10 protein-coding genes and 1 tRNA gene are annotated in these 14,028 nt (G+C 72.2%); 9 read left to right on the forward strand and 2 right to left on the reverse strand.

Translation table 11 applies throughout. From position 1 onward, the window contains the following. Positions 1-133: 133 nt before the first annotated feature. On the forward strand, positions 134-769 hold the full coding sequence (locus SS2_RS14645) for a 5-formyltetrahydrofolate cyclo-ligase (protein WP_066465866.1): 636 nt from the start codon (positions 134-136) through the stop codon (positions 767-769). Between the two features lie 46 nt (positions 770-815). Here SS2_RS14645 and SS2_RS14650 read toward each other — a convergent pair whose 3' ends face one another. Continuing rightward, positions 816-3,485, reverse strand: a complete 2,670-nt coding sequence (locus SS2_RS14650) for a penicillin acylase family protein (protein WP_245643609.1) — start codon at positions 3,483-3,485, stop codon at positions 816-818. A 177-nt stretch (positions 3,486-3,662) separates the two neighbouring features. Between SS2_RS14650 and SS2_RS17100 the strand changes: the two genes are divergently transcribed. The 3 genes from SS2_RS17100 (at position 3,663) to mscL (ending at position 5,481) form a co-directional block, all read left to right on the forward strand. After that, entirely contained in the window at positions 3,663-4,034 is a 372-nt protein-coding gene (locus SS2_RS17100) for an FmdB family zinc ribbon protein (protein WP_083942277.1), read from the forward strand. Between the two features lie 138 nt (positions 4,035-4,172). Beyond that, complete coding sequence (locus SS2_RS14660; protein ID WP_083942278.1) at positions 4,173-4,904, forward strand: SAF domain-containing protein; 732 nt, start codon at positions 4,173-4,175, stop codon at positions 4,902-4,904. Positions 4,905-5,010: 106 nt separating this feature from the next. Then, a complete protein-coding gene (mscL, locus tag SS2_RS14665) occupies positions 5,011-5,481 on the forward strand; it encodes a large conductance mechanosensitive channel protein MscL (RefSeq protein WP_083942279.1) in 471 nt (156 codons plus the stop codon). A gap of 431 nt (positions 5,482-5,912) precedes the next feature. Here mscL and SS2_RS14670 read toward each other — a convergent pair whose 3' ends face one another. After that, a complete protein-coding gene (locus SS2_RS14670; protein WP_066465388.1) occupies positions 5,913-10,160 on the reverse strand; it encodes a PDDEXK-like endonuclease domain-containing protein in 4,248 nt (1,415 codons plus the stop codon). A gap of 510 nt (positions 10,161-10,670) precedes the next feature. Here SS2_RS14670 and SS2_RS14675 point away from each other — a divergent pair. The 5 genes from SS2_RS14675 to rocD all read left to right on the forward strand — a co-directional run bounded on the left by SS2_RS14675 (position 10,671) and on the right by rocD (position 13,994). Next, positions 10,671-10,746, forward strand: a tRNA-Arg gene (locus SS2_RS14675). A 109-nt stretch (positions 10,747-10,855) separates the two neighbouring features. Next, positions 10,856-11,368, forward strand: a complete 513-nt coding sequence (locus tag SS2_RS14680; protein ID WP_083942280.1) for an OsmC family protein — start codon at positions 10,856-10,858, stop codon at positions 11,366-11,368. Next, complete coding sequence (locus SS2_RS14685) at positions 11,365-12,189, forward strand: hypothetical protein (protein WP_066465389.1); 825 nt, start codon at positions 11,365-11,367, stop codon at positions 12,187-12,189. Before SS2_RS14680 ends, SS2_RS14685 begins: the two co-directional genes overlap by 4 nt. After that, complete coding sequence (locus SS2_RS14690) at positions 12,186-12,683, forward strand: SRPBCC family protein (protein WP_066465390.1); 498 nt, start codon at positions 12,186-12,188, stop codon at positions 12,681-12,683. The genes SS2_RS14685 and SS2_RS14690 overlap by 4 nt, the downstream gene beginning before the upstream one ends. Positions 12,684-12,716: 33 nt before the next feature. Next, complete coding sequence (gene rocD, locus SS2_RS14695; RefSeq protein ID WP_066465395.1) at positions 12,717-13,994, forward strand: ornithine--oxo-acid transaminase; 1,278 nt, start codon at positions 12,717-12,719, stop codon at positions 13,992-13,994. The last annotated feature ends 34 nt before the right edge of the window (positions 13,995-14,028 follow it).

Below are 14,028 nucleotides of genomic sequence, written 5' to 3' on the forward strand. Positions count from 1 at the left end.
CCCGGAGGGAGACGGTCGGCAGCGGGCACAGCGTTCCTGCAGTCATGAGGGACAGGCTAGTGCAGAAAATCGCATCCCCGGCGAACATCGGCAGGAGACACCATGCGCACCATTTCTTTGAGATACTTTGACCATGAGTGGTCCAGCGCAGCCCTACCCTGTCCACGCATCTCTCGACGTCGAGGATGCCAAGATCGCCCTGCGCGGGGCTATCCGCGCCGCCCGTGACGCTCGCAGCGAGCGACGCCGGGACGAAGCCGCCCACCAGCTCGCCGAGGTGCTGCTGACCATCCCCGAGGTGCGTGCCGCGCACCGCGTGGGACTGTATGCCGCACGCCCCAACGAACCTGGCACCAAGCCGCTCATGGCGGCCCTCGACTCCCTCGGCAAAGAGATCCTCCTGCCGGTGCTCGGGGCGGGCCTGCAGCGGGACTGGGCCCTGTACGCCGGAGAGGACGACCTGCTCCAGCGGGCTCCCGGGCGCCCGCCCGAACCGTCCACCGAGGCGTTGGGCGCCGCCGCGCTCGAGACGGCCGACGTCGTCATCGCCCCCGCACTCGCGGTCGACACGGACGGCAACCGGCTGGGTCAGGGCGGGGGCTGGTACGACCGGGCACTCGCGCACGTACGACCCGGGGTCAAGATCATCGCCGTGGTGTTCCCCGACGAGATCTATGACGCCAGCGAGCGGCCACTGCCCCGCGAGGCCCACGACCACCCGGTCGACGGCGTGGCCACCCCGCTGGAATGGCACTGGATCACCCGCTGACGACCGGCGGGCGAGCACTGGTGCAGCCCGCCCGCTCTTCCTCAGGTCATGAGGTCAGCGTCAGCGTGTCCGAGCCTGCCGCGGTGACCGCGGCCTCGGTGAACCCCCAGGGGAAGGACTCCCCCGCCGCCCATGCGCCCAGCTGGTCGGCGTAGTGGGAGCTCGCCGGGTGCCCGGAGGTCCCGCTCACCACGACCCAGGTCGAGCGGTCCAGGTCGGCGAGGTCGACGACCATCCGCATGGATGGCCCCGACGTCACGTCGAAGGACCCTGACGAGGCGTCCCAGGCCGTCGCGTTGACGATCGAGGACCCGCCGCCCATCTCGACCGGGCTGGGGTTGACGAAGCCGCGGACCACCGCGGGGATGCTGTCACCGCCGAGCACCGGGTGCTTGAGAGCGAGCCGGTGCAGCTTGCCCCACTCCCACTCGTCGGCCTCACGGCCGAGCTTCTTGGTGAGCTCTTCGCGGGCTTTGACGAGCGCCTGGGTGAAGATCTCGTCCCGGGTCTCCACGACGTTGACGGTCGTGCGGTCGTCCCACCACGGGCTCGTGGGGTCGTCCAGGTGCGTGCGCACGACCTCGAGCCACCGGCTGCCGCCGTCCGGGGACGACGCCTCGGAGAGCTCGTCGTCGAAGCTCAGCGCGAGCAGCTCGACCCACACCGCGGAGAAGTACGCGGCCGCGGCGGAGTCGGCGTCCTGGGCGTAGTCCCACCCGACGAAGAGCTCTTGGCCGGCCCGGTCGAAGGCGTTCGGGATCTTCTGGGCCAGCAGGGTGGGGACGAGCACCTCGGCGTAGGGGTTGACGGTGTCGTTCTGGATCCGGGTCATCGTCTCGACCGTGACGGGACGACCGGCGTCGATCTCGGTCTGGAGCATCGACTGGATGCGCTGGGAACGGTAGCCGTAGTCCCAGTCCGACGTCAGAAACGGACCTGCGCCGGCCGGGGCGACCGCCTGGTTGGCCGCGACGATGTACCCCTGAGCCGGGTCGAGGACGGCGGGCATGGCTGCCGGCTCCACCCATCCCTGCCAGTCGTACCGCGAGTCCCAGCCGGGCCGGGGCCAGGTGCCGTCGGAGGGCACCGGGCCGGAGACCTCGCCGCGCACCGGGATGCGACCCGGTGCCTGGTAGCCGATGTGACCGTCGACGGTCGCGAAGATGATGTTCTGCGAGGGCACCTCGAAGTACTCGGCCGCGGCCTTGATGTCCTCGGCGGACGTGGCGGTGTCCATCGCGAAGATCGCCTGGGCGGTCAGGCCCGGGTTCAGGGCTGTCCATCCGAGCGAGACCTCGTAGTCGGTCCGGCGGATCGGTGTGCCCTCGGTGGTCTCCACCGGGGTGGCGTCTGCCTCGTCGAGGCTGAGCACGTCCGAGACGATGGGGCCGTGCCCGGTCGAGCGGACCACGAGCTCGATGTCTTCGCCGCCGTTGACCTTGATCGTCTCGGTGCGGCTGGTGACCGGCAGCCACGTCCCGTCCACCTCGTAGCTGGCGCCGCTGACCCGCTCGAGGAAGAAGTCCGTGACGTCCGCGCCGAGGTTGGTGATCCCCCAGGCCAGCTTGTCGTTGTGACCGATGATGACACCAGGGAACCCTGCGAAGGAGAACCCGGACACGTTGAAGGGGCACTCCTCGTTCACGGTCTCGCAGTGCAGGCCCACCTGCGCCCAGATGCTGGGGGCACCGAGGCTGAGGTGCGGGTCGTTGGCCAGCAGCGGGCTGCCGGTGTCGGTGTGGTTCCCGGAGACGACCCAGGAGTTCGAGCCGATCCCCTCTCCCTCGCCGACGAGCACGGGCACGGCGTCGATGGCCCGCGCGGCAGAGGCGACGGCCTCACCCAGGCCAGCGTCCTCGGGGTCGTAGAGAGAGGCCGCCGCGGAGGCGTCGGCGGGGCTGGCTGCGTCGGTGACGCTGGTGGTCGTGCTCGTCGTGCTCGTCGCGCTCGGAGTGCTGCTCGCGCCGGCTGCCGCGCGCTGGGAGGCTGCGAGGGCGTCGGCGTTGGCGCTCGCCTGGTCGGCGTCGAGGATCGGGGCGTTGAGCGCCTCGGGGTAGACCGGGAAGAGCTCGTTGACCCGGGCCACGTCCCGCACGCTGGAGAAGGCCTGGGCGCGGCCGAGCTCGTCGTCGTAGTTCCCGCGCAGGTCCCAGGCCATCGCCTTGAGCCATGCCAGGGAGTCGACCGGGGCCCAGGGCTCGGGTGCGGTGACGTCGACCTGCATGCCGAGCACGGTGTACTCGAAGGCCACGTCCCCGGGAGCGCGTCCGTCGAGGTAGGCGTTGACGCCGTCGGCGTAGGCGGCGAGATAGGACTGGGTCTCGGCGTCGAGGAGGTCCCATTCCTGCTCGGCGACGTCGCGCCAGCCGAAGGTGCGGATGACCTTGTCCGCCTCGATCGCGTCGGGGTTGTCCCCGACGAGCTCGGCGAGGCGGCCGGCGGTCACGTGCCGGCGGTAGTCCATCTCGAAGAACCGGTCCTGCGCCTGGACGAAGCCCTGTGCCCGGAAGAGGTCCTCCGCGGTGGAGGCGTAGATGTCCGGCACGCCGCGGGAGTCGCGGACGACGCGCACGCTTCCGTCCATCCCGGCGACGGTGACCTCCCCGTCGGCGGAGGGCAGCGGACGGCGGGTGACGACCACGGCGGCTACGACCGCCGCGACGAGGGCGAGCACGACCAGGACGGCAACCGTGACGAGGGAACGACGAAGGATCACATGGCGATGGGACACGGAGCGAGACTACTTGCTCACGCTGACATGGCGCGCTTCCACCGGGTCCGTGGTGCGGCGTATGATTAGCACTCAGTTGCTTCGAGTGCCAGGCCTCGAGCGCGTGCGACATCCTCGCCGCGACCGGTCGGCACCGACCCCTACAGGACCTCAGGAGACTTCGTGCCCCTCTACGCGTACACCTGCACCGCGTGCGGCCACAACTTCGACATCCACCAGTCCTTCGCCGACGACGCGCTGACCGTCTGCCCGGAGTGCGACGGCCTGCTGCGCAAGGTCTTCTCCCCCGTCGGAGTGGTGTTCAAGGGCTCGGGCTTCTACCGCACCGACAACAAGGCTGCCTCGAAGTCGACGTCATCGACCTCCTCCAAGTCCTCGGACTCCGCGTCGTCCTCGACCTCGACGAGCTCGGCTCCCGCGCAGTCCACCGGGTCGGCGGCCAGCTCCACGCCGTCGTCCTCCGGCTCGTCGTCCTCCGGCTCGTCGTCGGCTTCATCGTCGTCGTCATCGAGCTCCGCACCCACGTCGAAGTAGTCCGCCGACCCCTGACCTGAGCGGAGTCCTCGCGCCACCGGCTCAGGGACTCCCCCACAGCGCGGCGTCGTCGTCAGCGCGTCCCCAGGGGGACCGGCCGGCCAGCGGGCGACCAGGCAAGGCTCGTAGCGTGCGCGGATGACCCCGCTCTCGCCCCGCCCCGCCCGCCCGGTGCCTCGCGCCCTCGCCGCCCAGCGCGCCCGACGCCGGGTCCGCGCCGTGGTCTGGAAGGCGCGCTTCCTGCTCGCCGCCGGCACCCTCGGCCTCGCCGCAGCGGTCACCGTCGCCCAGCTGCAGCCGCCTCCCCCAGCACAGGTCACGATCGTCGTGGCGGACCGGAGCGTGCCCGCCGGGACCCCGCTCACCGCAGACGACCTGCGCACCGCACGCGTCCCGCCGCAGGCAGCCCCGGCTGACGCGCTGCGCGACCTGGCCGCGGCCCTCGACCGGGTCCTCGTCGTCCCGGTCTCGGAGGGCACGATCGTCAGCGAACCGGTCCTCGTGCCACCCGGGGGCGGACCGCACGGCCCGCCCGGCACGGTGGTCGCGGCCGTCCGGCTGGGAGACCCGGCCCTCGCCCAGATCCTGGGCCCGGGCATGCACGTCGACCTCCTCGCACCGTCAGCGTCGGGGTCCTTCTCCTCCGCCGAGCTCCCCTCGCCGGACGCGGTGGCGGCCCTGCACCTCGCCCGGCGGGCTCTGGTCCTGCCGGGGCCGTTCATCACCCCGCCCTCCTCCGGCGGCCTCCCGCTGGCACCGGCCCCTGACGAAGCCACCGACCTGATCCTCGTGGCGGTCACCCCGGAGGAGGCATCGTTGCTGGCCAACGCCGGAGGATGGGGTGCGATCACCGCGGTCGTCGTGCAATGATCGGTGCGACGGAGCCCGGCTTTGACGCCCGTCACGTGCCCGGGCGCCCACGGCGTGTCCCAGGTCTCACGGCCTCCGGCCCTTCACCCCGTAGAGAGGGACACTCATGAAGAACGTGCTCACCGGTTTCAAGGACTTCATCGTCCGCGGGAATGTCATCGACCTCGCGGTCGGCATCGTCATCGGTGCGGCGTTCTCCGAGGTCGTCAACGCGCTCGTCAAGGGCTTCGTCAGCCCGCTCATCGCGATGCTCTTCGGCAAGCCGGACCTCAACGGTGTCTTCAACTTCACCATCAACGGGGCGCACTTCAGCATCGGGCTCATCCTCACTGCGCTGCTGAACTTCCTGTTGATCGCGGCCGCGCTGTACTTCTGCGTCGTCCTTCCGATCAACCACCTGCACAAGCTGCGCAAGCGCGGGCTGGTCGCCGAGCCGAAGGCACCGTCCGAAGACGTCCTGCTGCTCCAGCAGATCCGCGACCTGCTCGCTGCTCAGAATGGCGGCCAGGGGCCGACCGGGCAGGGACCGACCGGGCAGGGCGGCCCCGTCGCACCGGCCCCGCCTGTCGGCTACTGACCCGCTGGCACTCCCGGCTGGTGCGCATGAGCACCGCAGCCACCGAAGTTCCTCGAGAACGAGACGAGCGGGCGACCACAGGTCGCCCGCTCGTCGTGCGTGGTGCGTGATGCGTGATGCGTGATGCGTGATGCGCTCGTCGTACGTGTCAGGCGAGTCATGCGCGTCTCAGCGCCCCCGCCCACCTCACCAGTGCGGTGGGACGTCCCGTCGCAGCTGGTCGTCGTTGCTGTCGTCGCGAGAGGCCTGCGACTCCGACCACCCGGCCGGTGTCTCGTCCCCGCTCAACCCCGACACGGCCTCGGTCTCGGCCCCCGGGCGCACGACCCGACGGTGCCGCCGCGGCCGAGCCTGCCCGGTCCCCGGCGATGCCGCCGGCCCTGCTGGTCGTTCCGCTGCTGTGCTGTCGTGCTGTCCGTCCATGCCCTCAATCATCCACCGAGCAGACGACGCACCGCGCCGGCGACCGCAGTGTCCACCCGGGTGTTGCGTCGCGTGACACCCAGCTCGGCGCGCAGCGCGCCGGCCAGCTGCTCCTCGTCGCGCACCACGTGGTCGCTGGCGATCCAGGCGACGAGCTCGTCGAGCTCGTTGTCGCCGTAGGCAGAGATCGGCAGGCCCGGCTCGACGTCCGGACGCTCAGTCCGAGCAGTCGCGCGAGCCCCCAGCGTCATCCCACCGGCCGGAGCCACCCCGGCACCGGTACCCACCGGTGCGGCGACCGGCGCCGACGGGTCGACGAGGTCCTCCGCCCCGGTGCCCTGGGCGTCCTCGAGCACGCCCAGGGCCGCGTCGTCCAAGGTGACCATCGGCAGCGCGCCGGTGACCGGCTCGAGGGCGGCACGGCGTCGGGACTCGATCTCGAAGACGGCCTCGCGGATGCGGTTCGCCTGACCCTCCGGGTCGAGGAACAGCGAGACCGACCACACCTGGATGACGTGCCAGCCCAGGCGCTCGAGCCGCTCGGCGCGCTGGCGGTCACGGACCCTGATGCTCGGTTCGTCGGTGTACCGGGCGTCGTCGGTGAGCACAGCAACGAGCAGCTCACCGGGCAGGTTGGGGTGCCCCACGACGAGCGGGATCCGCTCGCCGCCGTCGGCCCCGTGCTGGGTCTCGACGGTCAGGCCGGTGCGCCACAGCCGCTCGGCGAGGTCGATGACCAACCGGTCAGGGTGCGGCTGGGCGGGCTGAGACGCCGCGTCCTGCGACGCCTGGGCAGAGTGCGGGTCGGTGCGGTGCTCAGCGAAGTCGAGGAGCGCACCCAGGAGCTGCGCACCGGTGCCGCGCAACCGCTCAGGGTCGAGGTCCTCGGCGCCGAAGCAGCTGACCACGGACAGCCGACGGCGGGTCGCGCCGACGGCGTTGAGCAGGAGCGCCTGGCCGGAGGGACCGGAGATGTCGCCGAAGCGGTGCAGCACCCGTCCGTGCGGGGTCCGCCCGAAGCCCACCGAGAAGATGACGGCCTCACGGGTGAGACCGGCGACGCTCTTGAGGTCGGTGATGACGACCGGCTCGCGCCGACGCGGGTCGAAGAACGGCCCGAGCGCGGCGTTCTGGCGGACCTGGGACAAGATCGCCTCCCGCACCCGGTCGGCGTGCACCCGGGATCCGGTGATGATCGCGAGGGACTCCTCGGGGCGGTCGAGGGCGTGCGTGATCGCCAGCTCCACCACCCGGTCCACCTCCACCTGGGTGGACTCGACGGCGCCGGAGACGGCGTCGGGCATACCCGCGCCGTCGACTGCGTCGAAGGTGACCAGGCGTTCGGCCGAGGGCAGCGGCATGGGCCGCAGCACGCCCTCGTAGCCGTTGTCGATGAGGAATGCCGTCAGCAGCGGGTCCCGTCGTGAGGCGTCACCGGCCAGGGCGACCGTGGGCAGCAGGGCTGCCAGGGCCGGCACCGCCTCGCCGGAGGCGCAGCGGGCGTCGCCGACGACGACCACCTGACGTCCGCGGGCGATCGCCGAGAGGACCGACTCGACCGGCAGGTGCTGGGCCGCGTCGAGGATGACGAGGTCGACCGTGCGGTGGGCGGGCAGCAGGTGCGGGACCAGGGTGGGCGAGGCGATGAGGCAGGGGCGCAGCTTGCGCAGCACGTCCCCGAACTCCTCATGAGCGGCGCGCACGCTGGTCAGGGACTCTTCGACGAGCTGGGCGAACAGGCCCTCGGCCTGGTCGCGGTTGTCCCGCAGAGCGCCGTGGATCTGGTTGATCGCCGCGGCTCGCACGGGGGTGCTCAGGGAGGCCACGTGCGCCCGGTCGAGGCGGCGGAACCGGTCCGCGAGCGCCTCGATCCCCTGCCCGTCGACCTCCGCAAGGTGCGGGTCCGCGGCAAGGATCTGCTCGAACACGGAGCTCCACCAGGCGAGGTCTAGCTCGGCCTCCACGAGGCCCACCTCGACCCGGCGGGCGGCCAGGTCGTCGAGCAGCGGCCCGAGGCCCACGAAGGCCAGCTCGCGCATGAGCCGGGTGCGCTCGGGCAGGCTGGTGAGCGCGGCGCGGTCGTCGAGGAGCTTCTGCAGGCGCTCGGTGAGGTCGCCCAGCGGGAGGTCAGCCAGGCCCGCACCGCCCGGGGTGGTGGCCAGCACGGCGTCGAGCGCGGTGAGGTCGGCGACGACGGAGGCGTAGGTGGCCTCCATCCCGGCGAGCCCTTCGGGCAGGCGCGGCCAGCCGCCGCTGGGGCAGTGCGCAGCCCACGTCTCGCGCTGGGCCTGCACCTCCAGGAGCCCGGCGTGCAGGTCGGCGATGCGGGTGCCCGGGCGGATCATGTCCTTGGCGCGCTTGACCAGACGGCGCCGGTGCAGACCGCTCATCTCGATCCCGTTCTCGGTGCGCCACTGGCGCGTCGCGGTCGCCGCGACGAGGTCGTCGGCGGTCCGCTCGAAGACCATCGGCTGGAACACGTCGAGGGTGGTGCGCATGCCCGCGAGCATGGTCAGCTGCTCACCCCACTGGCTCACGCTGCGGGGCTGGAGCACCCCGGTCTCCTCGGCGACAGTGCCGAGCTGCGTGCGCAGGTCGTTGAGGGTGCGGTCGAGCAGCCGGGTGATCCGCTCCACGACGTCGGTCGCCGCCGCGTCAGTCTCCAGGTCCGCCCCGAACCACGGGGTGGACGTGGGGCGCAGGGTGAAGGCCTCGAGGTTGGCTGCCCGGACGAGGTCGCCCCCGACGGCGGCGCGGGTGGCGGCGATCCGCGCGAGCGGTCCCGCCTCGAGCCGGACCAGCGTGGCCGGGGACGGCCGCTCGGAGGTGAGGCGGGCGAGGGCCTGCAGTGCGTCGTAGGCGGAGATGCCCCACGGCGCGCGCACCTGGTGCAGGCCGTCCATCGTGCGGGTCAGCCGGGTCCGGGTCTCCACGAGCTGCAGGCGCAGGTCAGCCAGGGCAGCGGCGTCGATCGGCGGCGCCTCCAGGGTCATCGCCCCGAGCAGCCGGCGCGAGACGCCGGAGCGCCAGCTCGGCTGCGGGGTGACGTCGAGGACGAGGTCGTCCAGGCCGAGCTCGGCCAGGCGCAGGCTCAGCGCGTCGGCGGCGCGCCGGTGACCGGGGACGTAGAGGACGCTGCGCCCGATCGCGGCCGCCTCGGCGACCACCGCGGCGATCGCGCCGGTGGAGTCGGCGCCGACGGGGGCGTCGATGAACAGGTGGCTTCCGGTGGCCAGGGCGTCGAGCACGGCACGCCCGGAGGGGTCGAGGTCACCGACGCCGCGCTCCATGTTCGGCTCGGCGTCACCGGTGTGCGGGGTCTGCACCGGCTGGGAGAGCGACTCGATCGCTGCCGGGTCACCGGCCAGCGCGGCGATGATCTCGTGGCGTTCCAGCCCGACGAGCAGGTCGTCCAGGTCGTCGACGAGCATCTGCCCCGGGTGCACGAAGGTGCCCACGAGGAGCTTGTCGACCATGGCGAAGTCGCTCAGGACCGCCCCGCCGAGGGAGTTGATGCGGTCCAGCGCGGTGGACGGGTCGAAGCCGGAGCCGGTGAACGCACCGCGAGCCAGCGCGGCGGGGTCCAGCAGGGCACCGCGCGAGCGCAGCGCCCGGGCCAGGACGGGGTTGATCTCCGCGGTCGGCTCGAGGGTGAGCTCGTAGTCGGACTCCCCACCGCCGCGGGCGACGATGGTGATCGGACGCAGCAGGACCGGTGCGCGGACGGTGCGGACGGTGTCGTGAGCCGGGGCGTCGTCGTACACGCCCTGCCCTGCGGGCTGGCCGCCGGTCACCCGGGCGAGGGCCGCGACGTCGTCGGCGGCCTCGTCGACGACCTGCTCGGTCCACGTCGCGACGCCGATGGCCAGGTAGGTCGGTGCGATGCCGAACCGCTCTCCCTGCTCCTGCGACCGCTGCGCAACAGCCCGTGCCCGACGCCGGGCCACCGGCAGCGAGCTGCCCTCGCGGAAGACGTTGGCCAGGCGGGTGCTGCGGCCGGCGAAGAGCTGGGCGATGCCGGAGGGGTGTGCGGCGGTGAGGTCGAGCACGGCGTCGCCGAGCAGGGAGACGTCGGCCAGCGTCGAGCCGCCTGCGAGCGCGACGAGGGTGGTCCGCCACCTGTCGACGGCTGCTCCGACGATGTCCCCGGTGGTCGCTGGCTTGACGATCGTGGGAGCGGCGTGGGCGCCTGCTCCCGCGGTCGGGTCGAGCGGGGCGCCTGCCGCGGACTGGTCGGTCGCGGTGCTCTGAGTCATGTCGGGGTTCTCTCCGTGGACGGGTCTGGCGTGGAGGAGCGCACCCGCGTCCGGTTCAAGGAGGCGCCCCGGTGCCCCGGCGCGTGCTCGCGACCGGGACGTGTCACCCTGGCACGCTAACGGGCCGGGCGGAGAAAAGAGCCCTGACGCGCCGACGGCCGGTCAACCGGTGGCGCGGAGAGCTGCAGGCCGCTGGGGGCATCGGCTGGAGAGGAACGCCGGCGACGGATCAGCGGACGTGGGGCGGGGACGGTCGGCTGCCGCTCGACGCCACGGTGTGCGTCGCGACCGCTCGTGGCCGGCCGTCCGGGACGGGGGCAAACTCCCTGGTCAGCCAATGGTCACGTCCGGAGATGAGAACAGTGCGTGCCGCGCAGGGGGCAGGCGGCACGCACTGTCGTGTGAAAGTGTGCCCTCTCCCGTCAGCGGAGTCAATGTTGGCTGAGCGACACCGCAGAGCCCCTGTCACCCCTGTCCTGTCCGCACATCGGGTACCCTGATCAGGCTCACGCGCCCGTAGCTCAGGGGATAGAGCACCGCTCTCCTAAAGCGGGTGTCGGCAGTTCGAATCTGCCCGGGCGCACCAGGATGTTCATCGAGGTCAGGCGCGTAGATGAGGTGCCACGGGGCTCCGAGATAATCTCGGCGTCTCAAACTCTCGCCCCTGTCGCGGGTCGGGTGCAAGAATCGACTGCATGACTGATGCGACAGTGATCTCCCGCGAACCCGTCCGCGAACCTGCCCCCGAGCATCGTGCCGATCAGCCGGCCGCCGATCAGCCGGCGCTGTGGATCGAGCGGACCGGCACCCGCCGGTACGTCGGCTACTCCGAGCGTGGTGGTGTGGTCCAGATCGGTGGCTCCCAGGCCGACGAGACCTTCACCCCTGGTGAGCTCCTGAAGATCGCCCTCGCTGCCTGCACCGGCCTGTCCTCCGACGCCGCCTTTGCCCGCCGCCTCGGCGACGACTACCCCGCCACGATCCACGTCTCGGGGGTCAAGGACGCCGAGGAGGACCGCTACCCCACCCTCGTCGAGCGCCTCGAGGTCGACCTGAGCTCCCTGGACGAGGCTGCTCGTGAGCGCCTCATCACCGTCGTCACCCGCGCGATCGACCAGTCCTGCACGGTCGGCCGCACCCTCAAGGCTGGCGCGACGATCGAGCTGGACATCCACTCGGTCGACGAACCGGCAGGCGCGTCCTCATGAAGCGCGGGCGCCAGGACGCCGCTCCGAAGGCGTCGTACGCCGTCCAGGGGCAGCCACCCAAGGACGGCGATGAGTCGCGCCGCGGCGCCCTCGCCGCGTCCGCGCGGCGCACCCCGCTGCTCGACGACGCGATCGACCAGGCGGTGACCATCCCGGCGTCGACCATCCGCGCCCACGTGGACAGCCTGCGTCGGCGCAACCCCGAGGCCTCCCCGCAGCGCATCATCGACCTGCTCACCCGCCGGTACACCCTCTTCATGCAGGGCACGGGCGGGGCCGTGGGCACGGCCGCCGTGCTCCCCGGCGTGGGCACCGGGGTGAGCCTGGCTCTGAGCACAGCGGACATCGCGGCCTTCTTCACCGCGTCCTCGGCCTACGCCCTCGCCGTCGCCGAGGTCCATGGCATCGAGGTGCACGACGTCGAGCGGCGGCGCGCCCTGCTGCTCGCCGCGGTGCTGGGCGACTCGGGCGCACGCGCCGTCGCCGAGGTCTCCGGCAAGCCGGTGGCCGCCTGGGGGACGGTGCTGCTCACCGCCATGCCCACCTCGACCATCCGGCAGGTCAACCAGGTCCTGACCGGCCGGTACGTCAAGCGGATGGTCGTCAAGCAGAGCTCGCTGGCGCTGGGCCGGGTGATCCCCTTCGGGATCGGTGCCGCCGTGGGCGTGCTGGGTGGCCGGGCGCTCTCGCGCACCGTCATCCGCCAGACCACCCGCGCCTTCGGACCCCCTCCGGCCACCTTCGCCTCCCCGGTGGGACCGAAGGGCTCGAAGGACTCGACGGTGGTCGTCGAGCAGCCGCCCGCACCACCCGCGCCGTGACCGAGACGACGCCGGCGCTCCTGGCGCGGCTGCGATCCCGGGATCCCGCGCCGCGTCGCGTCAGCGTGAGCCGCGACGTCGACCTCGACGCGGCGACGACCTTCCGCATCCTCGCCGACGTGCGCAACCACAGCCGGTGGATCCCGCTCACCCGCGCCGTCCTGCCGTCGGCACCGGAGGGCCCGCTGCCGGTGGGCGCACGGTTCACCATGGTCTCCGGGCCGGCCATGCCCGACCGGATGGTGGTGACGGAGCTGACCGAGCTGTCCATGACCCTGCGCAAGGCGGGGCCGGTGCTGCTCGGGACTGCTGGCATCACCGTCCAACCGCTCGGCGAGCACCGCTCGCGTGCGATCTGGTGGGAAGATGCGTACCTGGCGGGACCGTTGCCGGCCCGGGTGACCCGGGCCGTCGTCGGACCGGTGCTGGCCGCGATGATGCGGCTCGCCCTGGCCCGGTTCGCTCGTGAGGTCGCAGCGCGTCCGCCGGGCTGACCCACCCGCAGGACCGGTCCACCAGGAGGAGACATGGCAGTCCCGCACTCCGTAGCCCCGCAGTCAGTCCCGCAGCCAGCCCCGCACGTCGCGGTGGCGCACGCCGCGCGACTGGCGCACAACTACGACCCGCTCCCGGTGACCATCGCCACCGCGCAGGGGTCCTGGGTGACCGACACCTCGGGTGAGCGGTACCTGGACATGCTCGCGGGCTACTCCGCGCTGAACTTCGGTCATCGTCACCCGGCGCTGCTGGCCGCCGTCACCGCCCAGCTCGACCGGGTCTGCCTCACGTCGCGGGCCTTCATGCACGACCGGCTGGAGCCCTTCACCGAGGCGCTGTGCGCACTGACGGCGGACTCTCTGGCCCTGGAGGGCACCTCTCCCATGATGGTGCCGATGAACACCGGCGCCGAGGCGGTCGAGACGGCCGTCAAGGCAGCCCGCAAGTGGGGGCACGAGCGCGGGGTGGCTGAACCGACGATCATCGTCGCGGCGGGGAACTTCCACGGGCGCACCACGACGATGGTCTCCCTGTCCTCAGACCCCGAGGCGCGCGAAGGGTACGGGCCGTACACCCCCGGCTTCCGGGTGGTGCCCTTCGGAGACGCCCAGGCCGTGGCCGACGCGATCGACGAGAGCACGGTGGCGGTGCTCATGGAGCCCATCCAGGGCGAGGCCGGTGTCGTCGTGCCTCCGCCGGGCTTCTGGGCGAGCCTGCGCTCGGTGTGCGACGACGCAGGCATCCTGCTCATCGCCGACGAGGTCCAGTCCGGGCTGGGACGCACCGGCACCACGCTGGCCTGCGACCTGTGGGACGTGCGGCCGGACCTGGTGACCCTGGGCAAGGCCCTGGGCGGCGGGATCGTGCCGGTGAGCGCCGTCGTCGGGCGGGCGGACGTGCTGGAGGTGTTCACCCCGGGGACCCACGGGTCGACCTTCGGGGGAAGCCCGCTGGCCTGCGCGGTCGGCCTCGCGGTGGTGGACCTGCTGGCCACCGGCGAGGTGCAGGAGCGCGCGCGGGTGCTCGGGGACCACCTGCAGACGCGTCTGGACGACCTGGTGACCGACGAGCTCGTCGCCGAGGTGCGCGGAGCGGGCCTGTGGGCAGGGATCGACCTGATGCCCGGCTGGGGGTCGGGACGGGACCTGTGCCGTGCGCTGGCGGAGGTGGGGGTGCTCATCAAGGACACCCACGGCGCGACCGTCCGCCTCTCCCCCGCCCTGACCATCGACGCCGAGGACCTGGACCTCGGCGTGGACCGGCTCCGGCAGGTGCTCGAGTCACGGGAGGCGAGCGAGGAGCTGTGACGCGGTCGCGCTGGCGTCGCTGAGACCCCACGGG

Source organism: Sanguibacter suarezii NBRC 16159, assembly GCF_001552735.1.
GTDB classification, from domain to species: domain Bacteria; phylum Actinomycetota; class Actinomycetes; order Actinomycetales; family Cellulomonadaceae; genus Sanguibacter; species Sanguibacter suarezii.